The sequence below is a fragment of the Streptomyces sp. NPDC050418 genome (assembly GCF_044458745.1).
Taxonomy (GTDB): Bacteria; Actinomycetota; Actinomycetes; order Streptomycetales; family Streptomycetaceae; genus Streptomyces.
In genome coordinates, this window is the sequence record NZ_JBITIG010000002.1 from 23,510 (window position 1) to 46,608 (window position 23,099).

At 68.7% G+C, this 23,099-nt stretch carries 15 protein-coding genes and 2 pseudogenes; 7 read left to right on the plus strand and 10 right to left on the minus strand.

What is annotated here, in order from left to right; translation table 11 throughout:
• The first annotated feature begins 9 nt into the window (after positions 1–9).
• The gene (locus tag ACIBI4_RS04295) at positions 10–786 is read left to right on the plus strand and encodes a hypothetical protein (RefSeq protein WP_399202060.1); all 777 of its coding nucleotides are present in this window, start codon (positions 10–12) and stop codon (positions 784–786) included.
• Between the two features lie 372 nt (positions 787–1,158).
• On the opposite strand, the pseudogene ACIBI4_RS04300 reads toward ACIBI4_RS04295, so the two are convergent.
• Positions 1,159–1,737 (minus strand): annotated as a pseudogene (locus ACIBI4_RS04300) (IS5 family transposase); the annotation flags it as partial.
• A gap of 197 nt (positions 1,738–1,934) precedes the next feature.
• On the opposite strand from ACIBI4_RS04300, the gene ACIBI4_RS04305 reads away from it, so the two are divergent.
• Entirely contained in the window at positions 1,935–2,642 is a 708-nt protein-coding gene (locus ACIBI4_RS04305; RefSeq protein ID WP_399202061.1) for a hypothetical protein, read from the plus strand.
• Positions 2,643–4,033: 1,391 nt separating this feature from the next.
• Here the strand turns inward: ACIBI4_RS04305 and ACIBI4_RS04310 are convergent.
• Positions 4,034–4,582, minus strand: coding sequence for a DUF6082 family protein (locus ACIBI4_RS04310; RefSeq protein ID WP_399202062.1), 549 nt, complete (start codon positions 4,580–4,582; stop codon positions 4,034–4,036).
• Positions 4,583–4,863: 281 nt separating this feature from the next.
• Positions 4,864–5,700, minus strand: a complete 837-nt coding sequence (locus ACIBI4_RS04315; protein ID WP_399202063.1) for a hypothetical protein — start codon at positions 5,698–5,700, stop codon at positions 4,864–4,866.
• 328 nt (positions 5,701–6,028) lie between these two features.
• On the opposite strand from ACIBI4_RS04315, the gene ACIBI4_RS04320 reads away from it, so the two are divergent.
• Together ACIBI4_RS04320 and ACIBI4_RS04325 are read left to right on the plus strand one after the other, a co-directional pair.
• Positions 6,029–7,429, plus strand: a complete 1,401-nt coding sequence (locus ACIBI4_RS04320) for a hypothetical protein (protein ID WP_399202064.1) — start codon at positions 6,029–6,031, stop codon at positions 7,427–7,429.
• A gap of 145 nt (positions 7,430–7,574) precedes the next feature.
• Positions 7,575–8,195, plus strand: coding sequence for a hypothetical protein (locus tag ACIBI4_RS04325; RefSeq protein ID WP_399202065.1), 621 nt, complete (start codon positions 7,575–7,577; stop codon positions 8,193–8,195).
• A gap of 362 nt (positions 8,196–8,557) precedes the next feature.
• Here the strand turns inward: ACIBI4_RS04325 and ACIBI4_RS04330 are convergent, their stop codons facing one another.
• The 4 genes and pseudogenes from ACIBI4_RS04330 to ACIBI4_RS04345 form a co-directional block, all read right to left on the minus strand.
• Positions 8,558–10,786: a PQQ-binding-like beta-propeller repeat protein gene (locus ACIBI4_RS04330; RefSeq protein WP_399202066.1), complete on the minus strand. Its 2,229-nt coding sequence runs from the start codon at positions 10,784–10,786 to the stop codon at positions 8,558–8,560.
• 5 nt (positions 10,787–10,791) lie between these two features.
• Complete coding sequence (locus ACIBI4_RS04335) at positions 10,792–12,987, minus strand: PQQ-binding-like beta-propeller repeat protein (RefSeq protein WP_399202067.1); 2,196 nt, start codon at positions 12,985–12,987, stop codon at positions 10,792–10,794.
• Between the two features lie 166 nt (positions 12,988–13,153).
• On the minus strand, positions 13,154–15,160 hold the full coding sequence (locus tag ACIBI4_RS04340; protein ID WP_399202068.1) for a PQQ-binding-like beta-propeller repeat protein: 2,007 nt from the start codon (positions 15,158–15,160) through the stop codon (positions 13,154–13,156).
• A gap of 485 nt (positions 15,161–15,645) precedes the next feature.
• A pseudogene (locus tag ACIBI4_RS04345) lies at positions 15,646–15,795 on the minus strand (IS21 family transposase); the annotation flags it as partial.
• A gap of 714 nt (positions 15,796–16,509) precedes the next feature.
• Between ACIBI4_RS04345 and ACIBI4_RS04350 the strand changes: the two are divergent.
• The gene (locus tag ACIBI4_RS04350) at positions 16,510–17,523 is read left to right on the plus strand and encodes an AraC family transcriptional regulator (RefSeq protein WP_399202069.1); all 1,014 of its coding nucleotides are present in this window, start codon (positions 16,510–16,512) and stop codon (positions 17,521–17,523) included.
• 44 nt (positions 17,524–17,567) lie between these two features.
• On the opposite strand, the gene ACIBI4_RS04355 is transcribed toward ACIBI4_RS04350, so the two are convergent.
• On the minus strand, positions 17,568–18,908 hold the full coding sequence (locus ACIBI4_RS04355; RefSeq protein ID WP_399202070.1) for a lipase family protein: 1,341 nt from the start codon (positions 18,906–18,908) through the stop codon (positions 17,568–17,570).
• 228 nt (positions 18,909–19,136) lie between these two features.
• Between ACIBI4_RS04355 and ACIBI4_RS04360 the strand changes: the two genes are divergently transcribed.
• Complete coding sequence (locus ACIBI4_RS04360; RefSeq protein WP_399202071.1) at positions 19,137–20,288, plus strand: hypothetical protein; 1,152 nt, start codon at positions 19,137–19,139, stop codon at positions 20,286–20,288.
• Complete coding sequence (locus tag ACIBI4_RS04365; protein ID WP_399202072.1) at positions 20,285–21,157, plus strand: SDR family oxidoreductase; 873 nt, start codon at positions 20,285–20,287, stop codon at positions 21,155–21,157. Before ACIBI4_RS04360 ends, ACIBI4_RS04365 begins: the two co-directional genes overlap by 4 nt.
• Before the next feature lie 208 nt (positions 21,158–21,365).
• Here ACIBI4_RS04365 and ACIBI4_RS04370 read toward each other — a convergent pair whose 3' ends face one another.
• Entirely contained in the window at positions 21,366–22,055 is a 690-nt protein-coding gene (locus ACIBI4_RS04370; RefSeq protein ID WP_399202073.1) for an N-acetylmannosamine-6-phosphate 2-epimerase, read from the minus strand.
• On the minus strand, positions 22,052–22,987 hold the full coding sequence (locus tag ACIBI4_RS04375) for an ROK family protein (RefSeq protein ID WP_399202074.1): 936 nt from the start codon (positions 22,985–22,987) through the stop codon (positions 22,052–22,054). The genes ACIBI4_RS04370 and ACIBI4_RS04375 overlap by 4 nt, the downstream gene beginning before the upstream one ends.
• Positions 22,988–23,099 lie beyond the last annotated feature (112 nt).

Genomic DNA, 23,099 nt, shown 5'->3' on the forward strand with positions numbered 1-23,099 from the left:
GTCACCGTGATGAACGAACTAGCCGACTACATCCGGGATAAACAGTCCGCCATGGTCGCCGACCTCAAGACTGCAGGCGTCAAGGTGGCCTACGCCGACCCGATCGCCAAGTTCGAAGGGCACGGCCTCTGCGACAGCGATGAATGGATCAACGGCATGGTGGCAGGCCCTGAGGGGGACGGAGACTTTCACAAGGGCGACGATGTCACGACGGTCTGCCCGTATGTTGTGAACACCTGCCTGAGCCGCGAGTCCTACCACCCCAAGCATTCGGGTACAACCGGCTACGCGGCGGTCATGAACGACACCCTCAACGCCATTGACTACAAGGGAAGTAACAACATTCCCATACGCAGCGAACGCGACATACCACCGGTCAGTGGGATGCGACGCATCTCTCTGACCGGCGGGTGCCTCATCGCCCTCATCGCGGGCCTCTGTCTGCTCGGCGTCCTTCTAGGAAGCCTCGCCTATCAACGCGCAAACGCAGACGAAAGAGCCCACGACCAGCTCAACGCGTCAGTTGCTGACGCGCGAGAGCGCCTGCGGTCCGCCGCACGGGATGGGGACCTGACAGACGAGGAAATCCGTCAAGCACTCCGAATGTCACAAGCCGGCGTCCGGGACACAGCGCGCGCCCAAAACGTGGTGACCATCAAGGCACTGGTCCACGGGACGCACGCATCCGCGCTCGGTGGCGGTGAAGTCTCCAGCTGCCGAGCCTTCAAGGTCACGCTCTCAGCGGACGATGCAACAGTGAGCGACACAGCGGCCGATGGCTGTTGACACCGCGTCGGTCCAATCGACTCAATGCGCCTGAAAGCGTGAGGGCCGAGCAGCAGCGGTGTCGTGCCTCAGTGCCGAGCATGAGTGGACCCAAGGCCCTGACCAGTGCCGCTATCGCCCTGACATTCGTAGTCGGCGTCTCGGCATGCAGCTCCGGGAGCGGCTCTCAGGCCGCCTCACAGACTGCCGTCACCCAGAAGGCAGACTCCCCGGTATCCGACTACCGAGAAGCTGTCACAGAGGCCGTGAAGACCGCCTATCCGAACATCTCGGATGAGAATCTTGGAACCCTCATGGGATCGGAACCCGAGATCACGGAGATGTTGGACAACGCGGCATGGAGACCTTCAGATCAGAGCGGCTCCCGATACCGGGAAGCCGGGACGGACGCCCGCCGGCCCAGCGCGGCACGCGGACGCGCTCCAGTACCGGGATCATCTGCGGTCCATCGCCTGCCTGCCCTGGTGTGATCAGCACGGCCAGCGGACGCCGCCCGCCTTCACCTACCAAATGGATCTTCGTGGTCAACCCTCCTCGGGAACGGCCCGGCCCTTCGTCGTCCCGATGATGAGCAGGCCGACTGCGCCTGCCGGGAACACACGGAGGCTGCTTGCGTGCACCGGCCGCATGATGATGCGCCCGGCAGATCGTCGAGTCCACCCCTGCCATCGTCCAGTCGAGACGGCCCTCGCTATCGGTATCGGCTTGACGGCCTGCAAGATCTTGTCCCAGGTACCGTCCGCCGATCACCTGCAGTGCCTGTCATGCACCGTCTTCCACTTGCCGAATCGCATGGGCAAGTCCCGCCACGTGATAGCCGGTCCGTTGCCGGAAGAGAATGCCGTTGATCACCACCCGGTGGCTCTTCCACCACCTGCCTCGGCCTGCGCTCTTGGCCAGGTGCGGTGCCAGCCGGGCCCACTCCGCATCTGTCAGATCGCCCCGCCCCACAACGAACGGAACGATTCATCAGTCAGCCTGTTCGCGCGACCCATCGGACAGGCCCTAGCTCGCGCAGCTGCGCGCGAGCAGGAGCGGCCCGATCATTGTGGCATCCGGATACTGAGGTACCCCATGAGCTCATAGGATGCGGCCGACGAAACAACCCGTGGGGGGAAATAATGGATAGGGCTGCTGCTCAACAGTTCATGCAGGACAACGTCCGGCAGAGATTCGCGGGCGTCGCGCATCTCTTGCCTGACGACAAGCCGTTGGCGAGCTCAGCTGGAGGGTTCGAGTCGTACGCCGAGGGCGAGGAGTACCGACACTATGCACAGTGGCTGCTGAGCGACGGCGATTACGTTCTCACCGACCGAACCTTGATCTTCATCGAGCCACCTCGCATCGTGAAGTTCCCCCTCGATCGCATCGAGTCCTTCGAGCCCAGGCAGCGCGTTGAAGACGGGCGGATTCGCCACGTCATGCTGACCATGCGCAGCGGGCAGATCCACCAACTCGCAGCCGCTGCCACCTTCGTCGACGACGTGCTGGCCGCGCTGGGACAACCCAACGCATCGGACGGGCTGCTTCAGCTCAAGGGCGGAGAACAGGCACTCGCCAAGTTGCCCCTGGATGCTGCCCGAATGCCCGAAAACCTCCCGGCGTCCGAGCAATACCCCACTGGGCCCTACGACGCCCTGCTCACCCCGACCAGGCTCCTCGGCTGGGGGTCCCCGGAGCGAATCTTCGAATTGGCGCTGGCCGACATCTGTGAGTGGCGACAGGCACGCGCACTCCAGTTCAACGTCCAACTCACTTTCAAGGACGGCACCGTCCAGACGTTCACCATCGCCCCCGCCTTCGCGGACGCAATCCGCAAGACCGCAGGAGTACGAAAGCGCCGGCTGCGGCGGTGAATGGCCGGTCCACGATTGGGATGCGGGACATCCCGATCCGTGCGGCGCGTGGGCCCCTTCACGTCATGTCGCGAAGGGGCGCATCAGGATTGGGCTGGGATTCTGCCCGGGCTGCCGCTCGGCACCCCGCTCCCCCGAGGGTTCAGAAGGTCAGGGTGAGTCGGCTTTGGTGCTTGGTGATGTGGTGCCCATGCGTGCTGGGCGGCGCCTTGATGGGGGTGATGGTGAGCTGCGGTGTGGCGTGGCGGTTCTCATTCAGGTGTCGATGTGGGCGATCAGGTCGTGCGCGAGGGCTTCGCCGTTGGGTCCGTAGGCGGCGCCGAGGCGGAACGGCCGCTCGTGCTCGACGCCTTCTCGTTCGAGGATCACGTAGGCAAGGGAGTCGCCAGCGCCGAGGGCGGGGCTGAGCGAGGGTGATGCGGGTCGCCGTACGCCGCCCTGGAGGGCCTGGGGGGGTGATCTCGATGCGGTCGGCAGACGCGGTCGTCGCTCGCAGTGGCGCGCACCCAGATGCCGTCGAAGGACTCTTCGCCGCCGATCCGGGCCTGCGACCACACCTCGGTGGCCGGGGTGGTGAACGCGCCGGTGAGCGCGTGGGGTTGATGTCCCGCACGACGGGCCGTCCTGGGCGGGCAGACCGCACGGGCCGCCGTGGCCGATGCCCTGCGGGCAGGCCCGAGCAGCTCCCTCGACCCATTTCGCGCAGTGCGTGATTCACGCGCCGCCGTCGGGGATACGCCACTGCTCGTCCTCTCGATGCTGCCGCTCGGCCCAGGACCTGGCCAGCTCGGTGTACCAGTCGGTGGCCATCAGTCGTGCCATCCGAAGTCTTCGCGGTCGCCGAGCGGCGGTTCCATGTTCTGCTCGTACTCCCACGCGCGGGCCTGCTCCTCGGCGTCCCGCCGCTGCTGCGGGGGCATCGCCTACCAGCGGGCCGCGGCCGCGGCCCGCTCGGCAACAACAAGCCGGTTCCACGCGGCCACATCGAAGTCGCGGTCCAGGTCGCACGGTTCCGATTCCGGATGTGGCGCCCGCGCGCAGGTCGCCGGCAGTACGCCCCACGGGTCGAGCCGCTTGCCCCACGTCTCCTCGGCGAGGAGCGTGGTGAACTAGCCGCCGCCCGCGCGCTGTACGGCGCTGGCCTTCTTCGCGGCAGTGCACTGCTTCTTCGGCACGGTGCTCTCCCGGCTCCTGGCGGCCGCCCACGCCCTGCCGCCGGATCTCAAGGGTCCGTGATGATGCGATGAAGGACGCGAGCCCCATGAGACCTTGGCCTGGTTCCCAGGGCGCGGCGTGGGCGCAGCAGTGGGAGTCATCGGCGGGCGCTGCATGACTGGAACTGGGACTCTCCCATCCCCCTCAGGTGCCGGGCCGCCACCGCGGAGACTATGTCACGGCCCTGGGGCAGTCCCGGCAGGCGGAGATGCGCTTACGGATGCCCTGTCGCACGCGAGTTGAAGTATCAGCAGAAACTCCCGGTCCCGTTTCCGCGTGTACTGCGCGCTCATGGCAGGTCCGGCAAGTGCCCAATAGCGGCGGCCCGGGGTCCCGGCGAACAACTGCGCTGCCAGAAGACGAAGTTGATCGTCCGTGATCTTGCCGATCTCGAACATGGACCGCCAGAAGGTCACGATCAGATTCGTGTAAAGGTGCTGCCGAGCTTCCTCGTCTTCCTGCGGCAGAGGACCCCAGCACGCCCGCAGGGCCGGGTCATCGATGGCCCGCAAAATGAGTTCGGTGTGGAAGCTGCGCTGCGCAACCTCGCGGTTGGCAGCACCCTCCCGGGCCTGCAGGAGCAGTGATCCCGCCACACCAGCCAACGCCAGCATCCCGAGAATCGTCGCCACCCCGCCATACACACCCGCAACCTCACCTGCATCACGCCACGCATCGCCATGGAGGCCGTGAAGAGCTGCCAGAACATAGGGTGTGCCCAGCACGAACGCCGCGATGGCGCACAGCGCAATCCCGCCCCACAACCAGGGCGTCCGCTTGCCCGACCAGCTGCCATCATGCCCTCCCCTAGATCATGTCAGGGCATGATGGCACCGCGACGGCAACCCCGGAGCCCATAGGCCGCATCGGACGCACCCTGGACCCGCTCGATAACGAGCAGTTGCCCGCCGTCCCGGGCCGCGCACCTGGATCCCACGCTCCCGCAATCGTAGAGGCGCACTGTCGCCGCCCGGCGTGAACCTCACCCGGGCGGCGACAGACACGCTCAGCCCCTCACCCGAGTCAGAGTGATGCCAGTACCGCCTGCCCTGAGCACCCCGTCGTCGGTGCCCCGGGACTCGTACGTCACCCCCGGGATCCTGACCTCGGAGACCGTCAGCAGGTCGGCAACCTCCTGCGGCGCGATCGCCTTGGTGTAGAGCAGCTGCTCGTATCCGCCGGCGGGAACGGCAGGCCTCCAGCTCGGGTTCAGCTCCCAGTACATCCAGATCGCCCGGATCAGCAGCGAGCTGCGCAGGGCCGTGCAGGGCTCGGTGGCCCAGTGCAGGTGGTGGGCTTGTTCCTCGGGCGTGACCTCGGCCAGCTGCCACAGCGGACGTTGAGCCGGTTTGTGGTGCCAGCGGGTCTCAAAGCGCAGGTCCTGGCCCATGCCGCGGCGCGTGGAGCAGGCGTGCGTGTCGACGAGGTCGAGGTGGCCGCCGGTGGGCAGGTGGAGCAGCCGCAGGCGCTGCTTGCCGTAGCCGATGAGCCGCAGCCCGGGAATGCCCGAGATCCGGTCCTCCCCGTACTGGAGCGGCATCAGGCGTGAGGCCACCCGGCAGGCAGTGTTGGTGTGCAGGTCCACCCGATCCGGATAGGGAATGATCCAGTTCACGTAGCTGCTGACGCTCGCCAGCGCCGGCTTCATCGGATGCTCCCAGACGTGACGCTCCACGCTGGAACTCATCAGACAGGTGAACAACGCCGCCTGGAACCGCTGTTGGCCAGCATCGGCGGAGTCGAGGGCGGGAAGCCCACTCGACGTGCGCGGGATCGCGCTGTACGGAATGTCTAGCAGATCGTGAACTGCGCGCAGCCGCGCAGCATCCCGACGGTGCGGCATGGAGCTCTCCCTATCGCGGCATACGCGCAGGCCCGGGCAAGCGCAGTATGAACTGCCGCTGATGAAGGAGGAATCCGAGGAGGATTTCAACGGGACCGGGCATCACACCCTTCGGGCATCCTGCGTCTTCACCCGGGTGAATCGCACGCCCCTGGGCTGTCCCAGCCCGTAGCCGTCAGCGTACGCACCCGCACGCCAGGGGCGCCGACGACACGCCGGCCCCCGCGCCGACGGTCTGTACGTCGGCGACCTGTTGGCGCGGTGGGGAGTGAGCGCGGGCTGGTCTGTGGACTTCTCTGGGTACCTCGGCCTCTGCGACCATCGGTTGATGGCCGATACCCGGGATGATGCGGCGCTGCGTACGCTGGTGCGCGGGCTTGTCGAGGGGCTTTCCATCCTTACGCACCGAGAGTTGATCCCGGCTTTCGAGTACCTGGCCATGCCGCCGGTCCCCCAGGACGCCCATAGCAAACGCGAGCGGATCGCGTTGAGCTTCAGCCAGGTACCCGATGCTCGGCTGCCGCTGGTCGGGCACCGCGTTCTGCAGCAGGACTACTTCTCGGTGAGCGCGTCCATGCGCCTTGAGCTCGAGGACCTGCTGTGGGAGCGGGAGGCGCCACACGAGATCGTCAAGAAGGTCCGCCGCGATGTGGCGCGCGCCCTCGACCTGGCGGACCTCACCCGGCACCACGACCCCTTCCTGCGGCTCCTTGACCGGCTCTGGCTTCGCGAGGAGCCGGGGCCCTCCTTCGAGGACCTGCTGAACGGGAGGCGGGCGGTGACTCTGGTCGATCGAATAGAGCGGCACGTCTTCCGTAACCCCGGTGACTGGTCAACCGAGGAGCTCTTCGAGCACCTGGGCGTGTTCGACGCCGGGAGCGCGCGCGTCGCGCGGTTCCTGGAGGGCCTGGTGTCCGCGGACGTTCTCCTCGACGACCGCTTCCAGGAATCCACCGCCACGACGATCAACAGACATCTCCGCGCGGCGGGAGCGGAGTTGCGTAAGGTCGGCGACGAAGAGGGCTATCCGCGATACGCCATCGTGTCGACGCGTTCGCACGGCAACCGGCGACCGAAGAACCTCATCTTCGCCACGCTCACCAAGCCGGACATCCGCTTCCGATCCTCGGTGAACAACGACATCGAGATCGTCGGAGGGGATCCGAAAGACCTCCTGGTCTACGACCAGGAGGTCCCCATGACGGGTCTTCGCTGGTGCGATCTGCAGGACTGGTGGCAGTCCACCCGCCACTTCAGCAGCGAGATCGATGCACGGACGGACCTCTATCAGCGACTTCTCAGGAGTTTGCCGCACAACTCGCCGGGCCAGCTGAACCTCTTCACCGCCTACCACCAGGTCCTCGCCCCCTCTGTTGAGTTCCCGGCCCTCCTGCCTGAAGTGTGGCTCCACTGGGACCACCAGACCGTTCGGGAGCGAGGCCCCCAAGCGTTACTGAATTCCCGCATGGACTTCCTCCTGCTGCTGCCGGACGGGCAGCGGGTCGTCCTGGAGGTCGACGGCTCGCAGCACTTCACCCGGGACCGCGGCCGCACCCCGGACACCGCCAAGTACGCGCGAATGGCGGCGGCTGACCGCGATCTGAAGCTCAGAGGGTACGAGGTGTTCCGATTTGGCCATGATGAACTGGCGGACCTCAATGCCGCCCGACGGCTGATGGCCCAGTTCGTGCCGGACTTGTTCCGGCGGTTCAGAGTGCCAACCAACTGACCCTGCCGCGCGACCGGCACCTCGTACGTCCAAGGCCGAGTCAGCCCCGCAGGATCCGAACTCTCACATGTCCTGGGCAAGGCAAAACGCCATCACCCGCTAGCCCGCCGCGGTCGCGGCCAGGCCGGGTGTCTACGGTGTGATCATGAGTTCAGGTCTGGAAATCTATTTGCTCGATGTGACCGCCACGCAGGCGCTCGTCGGCTCACGCAACGACCAGCTGCTGACGGTGATCCGCGAAAACTACCGTGCCGATCTGGACCGGGACGACGACTACCACCGCAGGGCCCTCGCCAAGGGAGCGCCCACGGCGGACGAGGCGCTGCAGGCGGTGTTGTTCGGCGGTCCGTTCAGCGCGGACCGTGAGCACGCGTTCCAATACGGCTATGCCTACCATCGGTTGTGTTCGCTGACCGGGGCGTTCCTCGACAACTCGTCGTTCATGCCGCACCGAGGCGACTGGCTGCACGTGGTGGACGCGGGACTGCGGAAACTCGGCATCACTGCCGTCTCCACCTCCGATTTCGAGGACACCGACCTGCCCGCTCCTCTGCCGTGGTGCTACACGCCGATGTCCGGGACCTGGACCCACGAGCAGTGCTTGCGCGCGCTGGAACAGTTCGAGGCCACTAAACAGGCGGTCGACGCCTCAGGGCAAGCTCCGCCGCTGGAACCCGAGGTCGTCGACGCCGTGTTCCAGTGCATCGGCTGGCTGCGCCACGCCGCAACGAGACCAGGGTCCGGCATCATCGGCTTCAAGTTCTGAACTGCCGCGGCCAGCCCACTGCGCAACCACCCCGCGCTCGATGAGTGATTGTTTTTGAACCTCAGGTCTGCAGCGACGGCCACCTCATGCGCCGGGACCGGACCTGAACGGCCTGCCATTCCAGCGAGAACGCGACCGTCGTTTCACGTGCGGCGCGATCCGGCGCGGCGCGATCACGAACGCGTCGCAGGACGGGCCTGAGATGGGAGACCTGCGGGCCGTGGTCGCGGCGGGCGGCCGGATCTCGTCTCTCCCTTGATCAGCAGATCCGCCGTTGATTGAACCCTCCCGTTCGATCACTTCGCGGCCTTGCGGTGATGCTGTGCGGCTGCCGGTCTTCTTCTCGACCGGGACACGCCCGGTCAGGAGCTTGTTGGGAACTTGAGGACTCGGTCGCGGCAGGAGAGGAAGAGGCTGCCGTCGTCGAGGTGCAGGGCGGTACGGGTCCATGGAGGAAGGACGCCGTCGTCGGTGAGGCCGCTGTGGTAAGTCCAGGGCGGACGGCGGGTCGTGAGGTCCACGGCGAGGAGAGGCTGGGGAATCCGGCCCGTGTCGACGTAGAGCGTGTTGCCGAGGATGCGGGGCGGGACGTCCTGTCTGACCTTACCGGGGACGCGGAACGACCACAGCAGCCCGCCGTCCGCTGCCCGCAGCGCCAGCAGTTCGAAGGGATCGTTGGGCCTGTCCAGGTCTTCGATGCCTCTGGTGATGACGTAGATGGTGTCGCCGTGGACGGCGGGAGTGCCGTAAGTGGGGCGGACCTTGGTGGTTGTGCGGTGTGCGCCGAAGCTCCAGAGGGTCTCTCCTGTGGCGATCTCCACGGCTCGTACCTCGCCTGCGCCGATGTGGATGCGGCCGCGGGCCACCGACGTGTGGTGAATGGTGCGTTCGAGGCCGAGGTTCGAACGAACGGTACGCGTCCGCCAGCGGTCGCGACCGGTGGCCTTATCCAGCGCCACGAGTTCCGTCGAAGACCTGACCAGCAGCAGGTCGCCGCTTGCCAGTCCACGCGGATCCAGATCACCGGCTTCTCGCACCCATCGCCGCTTGCCGTCGCTCGCCGCGTAGGCGGTGATGACAAAGCGATCGTCGGTCTCACCCCACAGGTACAGCGTGTCGGCCGTGACACCCATGACCACGGACTGATCCAGCAGCGGGCGGTCCAGCCGCACCGCAAACCGGGTGAGTCCGCCGGTGGCGGGGTCGAGGGCGAGGATCGGTGGCTCGGTGTCCGCGTAGCTGGACAGGTCACGGACCACAATGCCTCTTCCGGCCTCCGCGAAGAGCAGATTCTGCGACGGCCGGTGTTTCCACACCACCTTCCCGGTCCGCACGTCGAGACCGACGGCCGACCGCGTCGTGTTGTCACCGTCGCCGACCAGCACCACGGCAACACCGTCCTTGACGGTCTCGAGGGTGGCATCCGCCCCGGCGTCGTACGTCCACAGCTGCTTGGGCGCGAAGCCGGGCCGCCTGGACGGTGCCGCCCTGCCCGGTGTGCCGGGCGCGCTCCCCCCGGTGCCGGACGCGCCCCTGACCGCCGACCCCGCCGCTCCAAGCGCGAGCAGCCCGCCCACGCCGGCGAGCAGCAGACGGCGTCGGGTCTGCCCTTGGGCCGGCCTCCCGGCGGGCGGTAAAGCGGCCGGAGCCGGGGGCGCGGGCCGCCGGGACGGGCGCAGATCCCACACGCCGGCAGCACGTCGCCCGAGGTCGGCGAGGAGCGGATCCGGCAGCGCGCTCGCGAAGTCGGCGCCGCCGGCGCCTAGTTCACCGACCAGTTCGGCGGTCCCCGGTCGCGTCTCCGGCTGCGTGGCGAGGCAGCGGGCGACGATCGGCAGCAGCGCGTCCGGGACGCCGCTCAGGTCCGGGTTCCCGCAGCGCACACGGTAGAGGACCTCGGCGTTGTCGGCGCCAGGGAACGGCCCGTGCCCCGTGGCCGCGAACACCAGGACCCCGCCCAGGGCGAACACGTCCCCCGGCGGTTCGTGATCGCGTCCCATGGCCTGCTCCGGCGACATGTATGCGGGTGTCCCCACGGCCTGCCCGGTGCGGGTCAGGCGCCCTGCGCCGAGGGCGCGGGCGATGCCGAAGTCGACGACCCTCGGACCGGCGGCGGTGACCAGAATGTTCGACGGTTTCAGGTCGCGGTGGACGACTCCTGAACCGTGGATGTCGCCGAGCGCACCGGCGAGCCGTGCGCCGAGGGCTCGTACGGCGGGCATAGGCAGCGGGCCGTGGTGCTCGACCGCCTCGGCGAGCGACGGACCGAGCAGGTACTCCGTGGCCAGCCACGGCAGCACCCCCTGGGTGTCGGCGGCCACGACCGGCGCCCCGTGCCGGGCCCCGATCATCCGCGCGGCCTCCGCCTCCAGCCGGAACCGCATCCGGAACTCCGGTTCCCGCGCAAGATGTTCGTGCACCGTCTTCAGCGCGACCACGCGCCCGCCCTGGGACCGGGCCAGGAACACCGTGCCCATGCCGCCCCCGCCGAGACGCCCCAGGAGGGTGAAGCCGCCGAGGCGCTCGGGGTCGTCGAAATGCAGGGGCTGAAGCGGCGCGAAGGGCTTGGGGGCTTCGTGGGCTTCGTTCATGGTGGTCATTCGACGGGCAGGGCGAAGAAGTGCTGACCGGTCTCGCGCGCGAAGACGACGACCTCGGTGCCGCTGTAGGCCTGCCAGGTGCCTACATCGTCCCCCACTCCGCGGAACTCCCACCGGATCGTGCCGTCTTCGGGCTCAAGGGCCACAGCCGAGTCCCAGGACATGCGGTAAAGCGGCGCCCCGTTGACACCGGTGGCCAGTGCGGCGTACTCGGCGGAAGGAGACCCCGTATCTGTGCTCCAACGAGGTGTGCCATCAGCGGCTTTGAGGCGATAAGTGTTTCCGGAGCCACTCACGGCATACAGCGATGCGCCCTCCAGGAGGACGGCGCGTGCACTGAAGGACCCGAGGCCGTCGGGATCCTCGTACTTCCACTGCTCATCGAGGCTCTTCAGGTCGTACGCCGCGAAGTCCCACTTCCCACTGCCATACAGCACACCCTCCGGTGAGATCCAGCAGTAGTTCTTGGTGCTCTTCTTGCCGAACCACTGCTCCCAGCGCGGCTCTCCGGTGTCGCGGTCGACCGCCAGGAAGTGCATCCGGCCGCGCTCCAGGTAGTCATGGGGTTTCGTGAGAACTCGGCGCTGAACGTAGAGGAACTTCCGCCCGAGCGCTCCCGTCACCTCGTCTCCCGCGGTCTTGTACACGAAGTCCTTCGGCAGCTTGGTACGCCACACCACCTCGCGTTCCACAGCGTCGTAGCAGACGAGATGGTCGTACCCCTTGTCCAGCGTGTAGCCGGCCAGCCATACCCGTCCGCCGTCCTGCGCGAGCAGGTCAGTCACGGCGACCGTTTTGTCCCGGTCGCGGACGACGCCGGTCCGCGCCGAGAAGCGTGTCAGACCGATGTCATCCGTGAGCAGGAGGTCGTCTCCGACGACGACCGGCCCCCACTTGCAGCTCAGCGGTTTGGACCAGCGCACCTTCCCGGTCTTCAGATCGACAGAGGTGGTGTTTCCGATGGCGGGAACGATCAGCGCCTCGTCGTTCCACGCCAAGGGGCTGGTGACCGATTCCGGCGCTTTGAAGTGCCACAGCGCCGTCGGTGGTGTCCCGGGCACCGTATGGGGACGCCTGCTCGCTCGGGTCGTCGGTCTGGCGGGCGTCGGGGCGTCTGGGGCCGCAGCGAGTGCCCAGCCACCGCCCACCCCCATACCCACTACCAGCCCCGCCGCGGCGGCGAGCACGGTGCGGCGGGCCGGAGGGTTCGCAGGGGCAGGGGCGGTCTGCCCGGCCGGCTTCGGCTCGATCAGGGTCCCGGTCAGCGGCTCTCCCCCCGCCTCGGGTGTCTCCGGCGTCTCCAACGTCAGGACGGTCGCCGCCTGCTCGGCGAGTTCCGTCACGAGTGGCCCCGGGAGCCATCCCTCCCGGAGCAGCGCGGCGGCACCGCCGGGTGCGAGGTCCGCGGCGACCGTGTCCGGGGTCGGGCGCCTGGCCGGGTCCTTGTCGAGGCAGCGGGCGAGCAGGGGGCGCAGCCCTGCCGGTACGTCGCCCAGATCGGCATCTGCGGTCGCGAGGGCCTCCGGCGTGGCCGAGCCGAAGGGGTTGCCCCCGGTGGCCGCGTACACGAGCAGCAGCCCCAGCATGAATACGTCGGATGCGGGCTCGGGTGCCGCCAGGGCTACCTGTTCGGGCGTCAGATAGCCCAGCGTCAGCCGCGGCCCGCCATGACCGCCTGCTGCCGCCTCATCGAGGTCGGTGGCGGCGGCCAGCGGGCCGAACCCGGCGAGCCGCGGCCCGTCCGCGGCGAGGAGCACCGTATGCGGGGCGAGCCCTCGGTGCGTGGGCACGAGTGCATGCAGCCGCACCAGCGCCTCGGCCAACGCGGCGCCGAGGATGCGTACGGCGTGCTCAGGCAGCGGGCCGTACCCGGAGACCGCCGCCCCGAGGGTGACGGACGGGCGGAATGCCGTGGCCAGGTGGTCCTCCCCGGTTTCCCGCACCTGCACGGTCCACGGGGCGGCGGCCCGCCGGGCGAGATCTGCCTCGGCGCGGAATTTTCGCCGCAGCGCCGAGGAAGCGGCCAGTCCAGGGTGCGGCACGAGCAGGGCGATCGTGTCCCCGTCGTCGTCCCTGGCGAGGTACTCCAGCGTGGCCGCGCTCTCCCGTAGTCGCGCGAGCAGCCGGTACGTCCCGATCCGCGGCGGATCGGTATCGCGCAGATCCGACAGACCACTGTTCCGTAACGACACTTCGGCCCCAACCCCCCTGCTGTGACGCGAACTTCATACCCCCCACCGGGCCCATCCGACACTCTGGACCCCTTGGTGCGGTGCCAGGCGGGAGAAAGGACGCTCGGCGGCAATGATCGGTTCTTGAAGCGGCACGCCCCGCTGCCCGCCCCGCAGAGCACTGGGCTCAGAACCGGGGCAGCGCATACAGATCGGCGCCGTTCTGTACCGCCACCACCTGACCGGCCGCCGCCACCGCCCACGCCCCGTCCGCCTCGGAGCGGGGCGCGAAGCGATAGCGCTCCGCGTTCCCCGCCAGAGGAAACGCGGCGACGCCGTCCGGCCCGGCCTCCAGCGGCACATACAGGCCGTGGGCGGCCACCACCGGTGGCCCGGGCGCGAAGGCGCCGCCCGCTCCGGTGATCTCCCGTACGCCGGAGCCGTCCGCCAGCTGTATGCAGCGCACAAGGTCACCATTGGCGACGTAGACCCGCCCGCCGTGGATCACCGGCGCCCGGAACCGGTCGAATTCGCCGGACGATTCGGCCCGCCAGCGCTCGGTGCCGGACTCTGCGTCGAGACCGACCAGGGGCGTCTCACCCAGTACCGCGAGCCCGCCGCCGAGGGCGACCCGCTGACCGCGCACGGCCCCCTGAGCCGTCCATCGCTCGCCCCCCGAAGCGGAGTCGAGCGCGATCACGTCGCCGCCCCCGGTGGTGAGCACCAGCGCCCCGCCTCCCACAGCGGCCACCGCGCCGACCTTCATCACGCCCATCCCGGTCCGCCACGACACCTCACGCGCCCCCTGCCGTACGGCAACGACACGCCCGTCGGAGTCGGCCGCGTACACAGTCTCCGCCTCAACAGCGAGCAGCCGCGCGAGCCCGCCCGGTCCCCGCCACTTCACCTCGCCCGTATGCGAGTCGACAGCGCGCAGTACGCCGTCCCGTCCGATCAGCACCGGGCCGGCGGCCCCCGGCACCGGGGCGCTCGCCGACGCGTACGACCACAGCGGTTCCCCCGTGCCCGGCTCCAGGGCGGTCACCCGGCCGCCCTGGTTCGCGACCAGCAGCACGTCGCCAGCTTGGGCGGGCCCGAAGGGCATGTCGGGAGCCAGCCCTGACGTGCTCCACACCGGTGCGGGCCGTTCGCCGGGCGGGCCGTCCCACAGCGGCACATCATCGCCGGAGCCGCCGTCACGCTCGAGCCACCGCCAACCGGCTCCCCCGAGACCGGTGAGCATCACGGCGCTCCCCGCCAGTCCGAGCACCCGCCGCCGACTCGGCCGAGCGGGACGGTCAACGGCCAACGCCCCCACACGCTGCTCGAGTTCGCCGATGTCCCGTACGACATGCTCAGGCAGCCAAGCCGCGGCAGGTGCGGGGGGCAACCCCCACTGGGCGGCCACTGACCCTGCGTCCGGCCGCCGGTCCGTCTCCTTGTCCAGGCACCGGCGCACCACGCCGACCAGCGCGTCCGGCACCCGCGACAGCTCCGGTTCCTCATGCACGATGGCGAAGTCGGCGAACGCGCCCCCGTCGCCGCCGAAGGCGGGATGCCCGGTGCTCGCGTATGCCAGTACGGCCCCCAGAGTGAACACGTCGCTGGGAGGGCCGAGTTCGCGCCCCAGGATCTGCTCGGGCGACATATAGCCGGCGGAGCCGGGGCGCTGCCCCGTCACCGTGACCGTGGTCGCGGCGGGGATGCGGGCGATACCGAAGTCGATGAGGCGGGGCCCGTCGGCGGCGAGCAGCACGTTGGACGGCTTGAGGTCCCGGTGCACCACCCCGGCCGCGTGCAGCGCTGCGAGCGCGGAGGCGAGCATCGCACCGAGTGCCCGCACGGAGTCGGCGGGTAGCGGGCCGCGCTCCTCAACACACCGCTCCAGCGTCGGCCCGGCTACGAACTCCGTGGCAATCCAGGGCTGCTGGTCGTCCAGGTCGGCGCCGAGCAGCCGCGGCACGTAGGGACTGTGCACGGCATCGGCGGCCTGATGCTCTCTGCGGAACCGGGCGGCCGAGCGAGGGTCGTCGACCAGGTCTCCCCGCACGGTCTTGACCGCGGCGACCGGCCGCCCCTGCTGCCCCAGGTAGACGGTCCCCATGCCCCCTTCGCCCAGCACTCCCAGCAGCCGCCAGGGCCCCAGAGCAACAGGGTCCCCGTCCCGCAACTCCCCCACACCCGCGCCCACCACATCAGCCCCCTTCGCCCACCTACTAACTAGCCTCGTGCTTTCGCGAGGTGGCCTGTCTGTCAGATAAGCGAGAAGCGCTCCTGACCTGCAGCGATAAGGCTTGTCCAGAGCCCTGTTGGCTGCATAGAAAGAAGCACTTCTCAGATGAGCCTATCGGGTCCTACCTGCGTGTCCGGGTGGAGGGCGGTGGCCGAGTGGTGGTCGCAGGCTGGCGGAGTGCCCGCTCACATGGCGTCTCTCCCTTGATCAGCAGATCCGCCGTTGATTAGATACACCCGGTTTCGGCGGCACAACCCTGTCAGGTCATCGGCGGACGCTGGTCGTGTCCCCATTCGAGGTGTAGCCGATCCTGCCTCGCCGACTCCGGCTCTGTGCTGCCTAGTTCCCCCTCGGGCTACCAGGAATCGTCGCCGGTCACGCCTCTGCTCGACCGCGCCGAATCCGTGGCCGACAGCCTTTCCCGCCTCGCAACGGCCTGCAGCCAATGCAACGGGTCCGTCGGCTGCCAGGTACTTGCTGACTGTCCGCCAGTTCAGGACCGTCTCCTTGGCGACCTCGGTCAAGCTCATCGCTCCGGACTCGACCAGGTCACGAAGACGCCGTAGTCCCAGCCAGCGCTGCGGATCCAGGACCACGGCCACCCCATCTCTGCGACCTCGACCAACAGGCAGCAGAGTGCCGAACCATGAACATCAGCACATCAGGAACTCTGCACGTCCGTACGCGGCCATGCACGTTCACGTGTACGCCGACATGGGGTCGTAGTCCTGGGCGATGACGTGGCTGGCACCGGCCTGGAGCGCGGCAAGGGTGAACTGCGGATATAGCGGCTGCTGGCCAGGATCTGGTGGCTGCGCAGTTGCCGCCGCGCAAGCGGCGGCCAAGTACTCTGCCAGCCCTCGGGCGTAGGCGTCGATCGTCCGAGGCGCCCTGCCCAGGTCGGTCCACACCTGCAGCCAATTGGCCCGCTCGTTCGTACCGGCCGAGCACCAGCCACTTCTCCTCCAGCACTGCCGTGCCCAACACATCTCCACAGTCCGTGGTCATACTGGAGGGAGATGATCTCCGCTGCGGTCAGATTCCACGCAACTGTCCACGAACAGGGGCAAACCCCCGCATGAACCGGCCTTCGGCCGCGCACCTGTGTACGACTACTACGCAACGCTCACGCCGGCACGCGAGACGGTCAATGTGACGGGCAAGGCTGCAGGCTAAGAGGGATAAGCCTCACCACCGGCGTGGGCCCTGGCCAGGAGAACCGGGCCCACACGTGGCATTGAGCCGCGGGGGAACCGTCACCGCTCAGTGCCCCGACGGCGCTGCCCGGCCCGTTGGCTACCCTTACGTGCATGGGCCCCATGATCCGCGCCGCCAGCCTGCGAGGGTTCGGGCCGCTGGTCGAGGAACTGGGCGGTGATGTCGACGCTCTGCTCCACCGGTTCGGCATTCCCCGACAGGTCCTGGAGTCGGACGACGGCCTGGTGTCCATCACTGCCCACGACCGGATGCTCGATGTGGCAGCGCAGCAGCTGGGATGCCTCGATCTGGGGCTGCGACTGGCCGAACGCCAGGACCTCAGCATCCTGGGGCGGCTTGCCGTGGCGATCGAATCCTCGTCGACCGTGGCGGAGGCCCTGGAGTGCGCGTCACGTTTCCTCTTCGTGCACAGCCCCGCACTGAGCATCGGCGTCGAACCGGATCCGCACGGTCGCAGAGGCGTGGTCGCCCTGACGTACCGAAAGGATCTGCGGGAATCTCTGTACTCTCCACAGGCCATGGAGTTGGGCCTGGGATTGTTCCATCACGTGGCCGCCCTGTTGCTGGACGGAATCACCGGTTTGCGCTCGGTAGAACTGCCGCACTCCCCCGTCTCGCCGGTCCGGCGTTATCTCGACTTCTTCGGCTGCGACGTACGGTTCGCGGCGGCCAGCGGCGCACTCTGCGTCGATCGGCGTGTCCTCGACGAGCACTTCGCCGGAGCCGACGCCGGAATCCGGAGGATCGCCCTGAGCCACCTGGCACGCGATCACCACGACCCGAACGACACCGTGGCCTCCCAAGTCAGGCTCGCGCTGGCCGAAACGCTCGGAACGCTCACGCCCACCCTTGCCCACACGGGGCGCCTGCTGCGCACCCACCCCCGCACTCTGCAACGTCAACTTGCGTTGGAGGGGACCTCCTTCGAAGCGATCCTCGCCGGTGTGCGGCGTGAAGCCGCACACCGGTGGATCACCTGCACGCAGTTGCCGCTCGGCCAGATCGCCGCACTGACCGGCTTCACCGAGCAGTCCTCACTCACCCACGCTGTCCGCCGCTGGTACGGCGTGAGTCCTCGCACGCTGCGGCAGGCGAGCGGTTCGTGACGCCGGTTCGGATGATGGGGCACCCGGGCGCCTTCCGACAACGCTCACGGAGTGAGCGTCGGCCGCTCCGGATCGAGTGAGTTGCCGACGGGAATGCGTCCGCAGTCCGACGGCGCCTTCTCGCCCTCGAACCGGTCGTCGAGCCAGGTGAGGGCTCCGGGTGCCCACGCCAGGGCCGTCGGGACATGGCTGAGGAGCTCGTACTGCCGGTACTTGATCGAGGCGTTGCCGGTGGCGCAGTACTGGCGGGCGAGAGCCCGCACGTCGCCGGCGACCATCACGCCGTCGCCGGTGCCGATACCCGGCGGGTTGCCGTAAGTGCCTTCGAGGACGCCGCCGTTGCCCTGCGCGATGTAGCCGGGAATGGTCGGTGTGTCGGCCGAACCAAGGTTGATCTTGTTGATCGCTTCGATGAACTCGGGGACCGAGTTGGGGTCTGCGTATTCGGGCTTCGCGAGCTTCTTCCAGGTCAGTCCGGGGTAGCGGCCGAGGGCGTCGATGATCGAGCCCTTCTCCAGTTCCCGGTACACCTCCATGCCGTAGTCACTCATGTAGGGCTTGAGGTCGATGTCGTAGGACCGTGCGATGCCGATGATCGCCATCGGGATGACACCTGACCAGGCGAGGGAGCCGTCCACGTACTTGAGGTTGTGTGCCGGGGCCACCAGGAGGCCGCCCTCAGTGAAACCGACGAGCCTGCGGTTGACGTCGGGCGCGTACCGTGGCGCGCGTGCCGCGGCCCAGTTGGTCGCGATGGCGCCGCCGGAGTAGCCCATCAGACCGACCCGGGTCTCGCCGTTCATGCCCGTCCCGGCCGCCGCGCTGGTCGCGGCCCTGATGGAGTCCAGGGTGGTGGCCCCGTACTCCGGGCCGGCCGCGAAGTCGGCGTTCTGTCCCTCGGTGTCCGGGATGATGACGTTGTACCCCTTGGTCAGCAACGGCACCAGGAACACATTCTCGACGTTCGGGATGAGCCCGCCGAGGCTCAGATCTCCGGCGATGGCACGCGAGGGGCCGTCCTCCGGGTTCAGCGAATCGTAGAACGACTGGTACGACACCGCCTTGGCGCCGTCGCCGGACAGACTCCGCACCACGGTGGTGACGCCCGCTGCAGGACGGTCCTGGGCGTCGGTGGTGCGGTAGAGGAGCTGGATCGCTGTTACCGGAGTCTTCAAACCCATGATGTGGTAAGGCAGCGTCCGCTTCTTGAGTACGGCACCCGGCGCGAACGACGCCAGGGGCTTCTCGCCGTCGTAGGTGTAGAAGGAGTCACTCGCCGAGTCACTTGCCACGGACGATGTCACGCTCGGCTGCGCCGACGCCGTGGCCGCCGGCAGCGCGGCCAGGACCATCGCACCGACCACCGCGGCCGCCGCCTGTCGCATCGCAGTGCTTCTCATTTGATCCCGCCCAGCATCTAAGAATGATCGCTACATCGACGCACCGGACGTTACCGGAGGTAACCCGGCGCGGTGAAGACCGCAGCCTCCGCGAACTCAGACCGTCGGCCACACCACACCCACCGAAGCGCTGTCGTGCTGAAACAAGTTCTGAGCGGTGTCGAAGTGCATGCTGACCCGCCTGGGTCCCTGACACACGAGGAGCGACGGCGCATGCAGGATCAGCGGAACGAACAGCAGCACAGGCCAACGGCCGGTCACCTGGCGGGAATCGGAGCACGGTCGATCCCCGAGTTCGACGGGGTGCACGACGTATGGCCGCGGGGTGAGCGGCTGCGGGCGGTCCGCGAGGCCGCTGCGGCGTACAAGGTGCGGTTCAAGGAGCAGGGCCAGGTCCGGGCAGTGAAGTCGGTGGACATCGCCGCGGCGCCGTACCCGGTCGCATACGCCTTCCACGGCGCGGTCTCGGTGCCGACGCTGCCGCTGATCTCGATGATCAACCGGATGATCGTGGTGCAGTACGACGACTTCGACGGCAGACCGCGCACGCTGGTCTTCGAGCCGACGGTCCCCGACGGTTCGGCGGAGGCTCCCTTTTACCGGAACCTGCAGAAGCTCATGGGGAGGATTCCAGGCGGCAAGCTGGCCGAGCGGGTGGTGCTGAAGTACTACAACGAGCCCGGCGACGTCCTGTCCAAGGTTGGTCTCAGCTCCCGAGACATCGACTTCTGCACCTTCGATCATCTGCATGTGCAGGACCCGCGGATGATCCTCGGCTCCTCGCGCATCATCGACGGTGAGAGCGCCCCCCGCCGTCCCCTCTTCGCAGACGCGAGGATGCTGGTGCACTCACGCGAGCTGGCCACGCTGCAGTCGCTGCACCCGATGCAGTGGGCCTGGTACGTGGACGGCGGTCTGGACGGCGTCGATCCGGACAAGCTCGTCGCCTTCGACTGCGACATCGAACTCGGTCCCGGGATCGCCCTGCTCTGGACCCCCGGACACACGGACGGCAACCACTCGCTGGTGATCAACACCCCGGACGGCGTCTGGGTGTCGTCGGAGAACGGCATCTCCCTGGACAACTGGCAGCCGGAGTTGTCCCGTATCCCTGGCGTGCGCAAGTACCACCGCAACTTCGGCAGGGAAATCGTTCCCAACGCCAACACCCTTGAGGACTCCCTCGACCAGTACGACTCCATGGTCAAGGAGAAGACGCTGGCCGACCCGTGCCGACGGGATCCGCGCTGGCTCCAGATCCTCCCTTCGACCGAACTCGCGCCTTGGAAGCGTTTCTGGCCGGTCGTACCCACCTATGTCCATGGCGGAATCTCCTACGGGCGGATCAAGGCAGGACTGCGATGAGCCCTCGTGCCCACGGACGCAATGCCGCTCGCACCCCCTCCGGAGCCGTCGTCACCGGAGCGGGCCGTGGCCTCGGGAGGCTGATCGCCCGGCTCCTTGTCGCGCGCGGACTCACGGTCCTGGTGACGGATGTCGACGAGACCGCGGCCCGCAGGACCGCCGCCGAACTCGGCGAACGCGCCATCCCCCATGTCCTGGACGTACGCGACCACGCGGCGGTCGACGCAGCCCGCGACGAGATCATCGAGCGGACCGGCCGCCTCGACGTCTGGGTCAACAACGCAGGCGTCCTGGTGACCGGGCCCGCCTGGGAGCAGAGCCCCGACACCCGCCGGCTGATGCTTGAGGTCAATGCCCTCGGCACCCTCAACGGCACCGTCGCCGCCGTCAATGCCATGCGCGAGCACGGCGGCGGGCACATCGTGAACATCGTCTCCCTGGCCGGAATCACCCTCGTGCCAGGCGAGGCGGTCTACGCGGCATCGAAGCACGCGGCGATCGGGTTCAGTCTGAGCACGCTGGCCGACCTTCGGCTGGCAGGCATCAAGGACATCGACATCTCATGCGTCTGCCCAGACGGCATCTGGACGCCGATGCTCCACGACAAGCTCGAAGACCCCGCCTCCGCGCTTTCCTTCTCCGGCAAGCTGCTGCAGCCGGAAGAGGTCACCGCCGCCGTCGCCGCCGTCCTCGACCGGCCCAGGCCGGTCACGACGCTCCCGGCCGCTCGCGGGCTGCAGGCCCGGATCGCCGACGCCCTGCCCCGCCTCGGCCTCCGCGCGGCGCCGCTCGCCGTCCTCGCCGGACGCCGCACCCAGCGCCGGCTCGTCAAGAGCGGCGGGCCGAAAGAGCCGGCGCGCAAGGGCTGAGGTGCGCCGCCCGGCCGGCCCAATGAGCGGACCGCGCGATGCCACGAAGGCCTCGCGCGGTCCGCTCCTCTGCACTCACTGTGCGTCCTGGGCGCATCGGCCGACGTGGCCGCAACCGCCGGCCGTTCTCCCCCAGCGCCGAACCGCCCGTCTCTCGCGACGGCGGTTCGACCTGCCCGGCCGGTCACTCCGTCACTCCGTCACTCCGTCACTCCGAACGGAGGCTGTCCATGCCCGCAACGAACATCCGGGTCAGCGCAGTGGGAGCCGTGATCGCCGTGCCGACCACCACGGCCGCCGCACCGGCCTCCAGTGCCTGCGCGGCCTGGGCCGGAGTGGCGATGCGTCCTTCGGCCACGACGGGCGTGGCGACGGCCGCGGCGAGCTCGGCGACCAGACGCAGGTCGGGCTCGGTCTGCGGTGGAGAACCCGGGACGTAGCCGGACAACGTCGTCGACACGAGGTCGGCACCCGCGCGAACGGCCGCAATGCCCTCAGCGAGGGTCGCGACGTCCGCCATCACCAGGGCGCCGGCCCGGTGCACGGCTGATACGAGCTCGTCGAAGGTACTGCCGTCGGGGCGAGGGCGGGATGTGGCGTCGGCGGCGACCACCGACGCTCCCGCGTCCACCAGGGCGAGGGCGTGACGGACCGTCGGCGTGATGTAGACGCCGGTGTCGCCGTCCTTCCACAGGCCGATCACGGGGAGGTCGACCGCCGCGACGGCGGCCGAGACGACCTCGGGTTCGTTGACACGGATGGCGGCGGCGCCTCCGTCACGAGCCGCCAGTGCCATCCGCACCAGGGTGTCGGTGTGCCGCATCGCGTCACCGGGTGGTGCCTGGCAGGACACGATGAGGCGGCCGGTGAGCGCGTCGACGATTGCGCTGGGATTCATCGGGGTACTCCGGCGGTGCCGTGGGTGTGCAGAGGAAGGATGCGGGTGAGGGACGCCGCTCCGAGGACGGCCGCGTCGTGTCCGACACGCGGAGGCGAAATGCGCAGGTCCCTGATGGGTGGCATCAATTCACCGGCGAACGCCTCGCACAGCGCGTTCCAGTACAGGTCGCCGATGCGGGTGACTCCGCCGGTGACCACGACCAGCTCGGGTCCGAATGCGTTGGCGAGGCCGCCCAGAGCGCGGCCGACGGCGCGGGCGCCGAAGGTGATCGCGGAGACGGCGTGCGGGTCTCCGTGCGCGGCGTAGGACGCGACCCTTTGGAGAGGGCCGACCGCGGTCCCGGTGACGCGCGCGTACCGGGCGGCGATGGCAGGTCCGGCGGCAATGGCCTCCAGGTGGCCCTCGGCTCCGCATGTACAGGGCAGACCGGCCGCTTCGGGTACGGGGAGGTGTCCGAGGTGCCCTGCGATGCCGGCAGCGCCATGCAGCATGTGTCCGGCGGCCGCGACGGCGCCGCCGACGCCGGTGCCGACCGCCGCATAGACGAGGGACCCGCTCCGTTCGTCCAGGTGGGTCAGCTCGGTGTAGGCGGCGGCGCGCACGTCGTTGTCACATGCGACTGGCAGGCCGGTGCGGGAGGACAGCTCGTCGGCCAGTGCGGTACCGGCCCAGCCCCGAAGTGTGTCGGTCGCACTGGTGACGGTCCCGGAGACGGGGTCGATCACACCGGCGGCGGCCACGCCGATCGCCTCGGCTCGGGGCACGACCCCGGTGTCCGGAAGGGAAGGTTGCCCGGTGCCGGCTTCCCGCGCCGTGGGCGCCCGGACCGCTTCCGCAGCGATCGCGAGGGCGTCGAGTACGGCGGCGGCGCCCTGCTGTGCGGGGGTCGGCACACTGTGCCGGGCCTGGATGCTTCCGTCTGCCGCCACCAGGGCGGCGTCGATCTTGGTGCCGCCGAGGTCAAGGCCGATGACCGGATGCTCCGGCGCGGTCGCAGGCCGCGTCGTTGCCGATCGCGCTGATGCAGCCCGTGCGGTGGCC

Coding starts and splice junctions, on each gene's coding strand:
- ACIBI4_RS04295 (WP_399202060.1), top strand. CDS start 10: ATGAACGAACTAGCCGACTACATCCGGGATAAACAGTCCGCCATGGTC.
- ACIBI4_RS04305 (WP_399202061.1), top strand. CDS start 1,935: ATGCAGGACAACGTCCGGCAGAGATTCGCGGGCGTCGCGCATCTCTTG.
- ACIBI4_RS04315 (WP_399202063.1), bottom strand. CDS start 5,700: ATGCCGCACCGTCGGGATGCTGCGCGGCTGCGCGCAGTTCACGATCTG.
- ACIBI4_RS04320 (WP_399202064.1), top strand. CDS start 6,029: ATGGCCGATACCCGGGATGATGCGGCGCTGCGTACGCTGGTGCGCGGG.
- ACIBI4_RS04325 (WP_399202065.1), top strand. CDS start 7,575: ATGAGTTCAGGTCTGGAAATCTATTTGCTCGATGTGACCGCCACGCAG.
- ACIBI4_RS04330 (WP_399202066.1), bottom strand. CDS start 10,786: ATGAACGAAGCCCACGAAGCCCCCAAGCCCTTCGCGCCGCTTCAGCCC.
- ACIBI4_RS04350 (WP_399202069.1), top strand. CDS start 16,510: ATGGGCCCCATGATCCGCGCCGCCAGCCTGCGAGGGTTCGGGCCGCTG.
- ACIBI4_RS04355 (WP_399202070.1), bottom strand. CDS start 18,908: ATGCGACAGGCGGCGGCCGCGGTGGTCGGTGCGATGGTCCTGGCCGCG.
- ACIBI4_RS04360 (WP_399202071.1), top strand. CDS start 19,137: ATGCAGGATCAGCGGAACGAACAGCAGCACAGGCCAACGGCCGGTCAC.
- ACIBI4_RS04365 (WP_399202072.1), top strand. CDS start 20,285: ATGAGCCCTCGTGCCCACGGACGCAATGCCGCTCGCACCCCCTCCGGA.
- ACIBI4_RS04370 (WP_399202073.1), bottom strand. CDS start 22,055: ATGAATCCCAGCGCAATCGTCGACGCGCTCACCGGCCGCCTCATCGTG.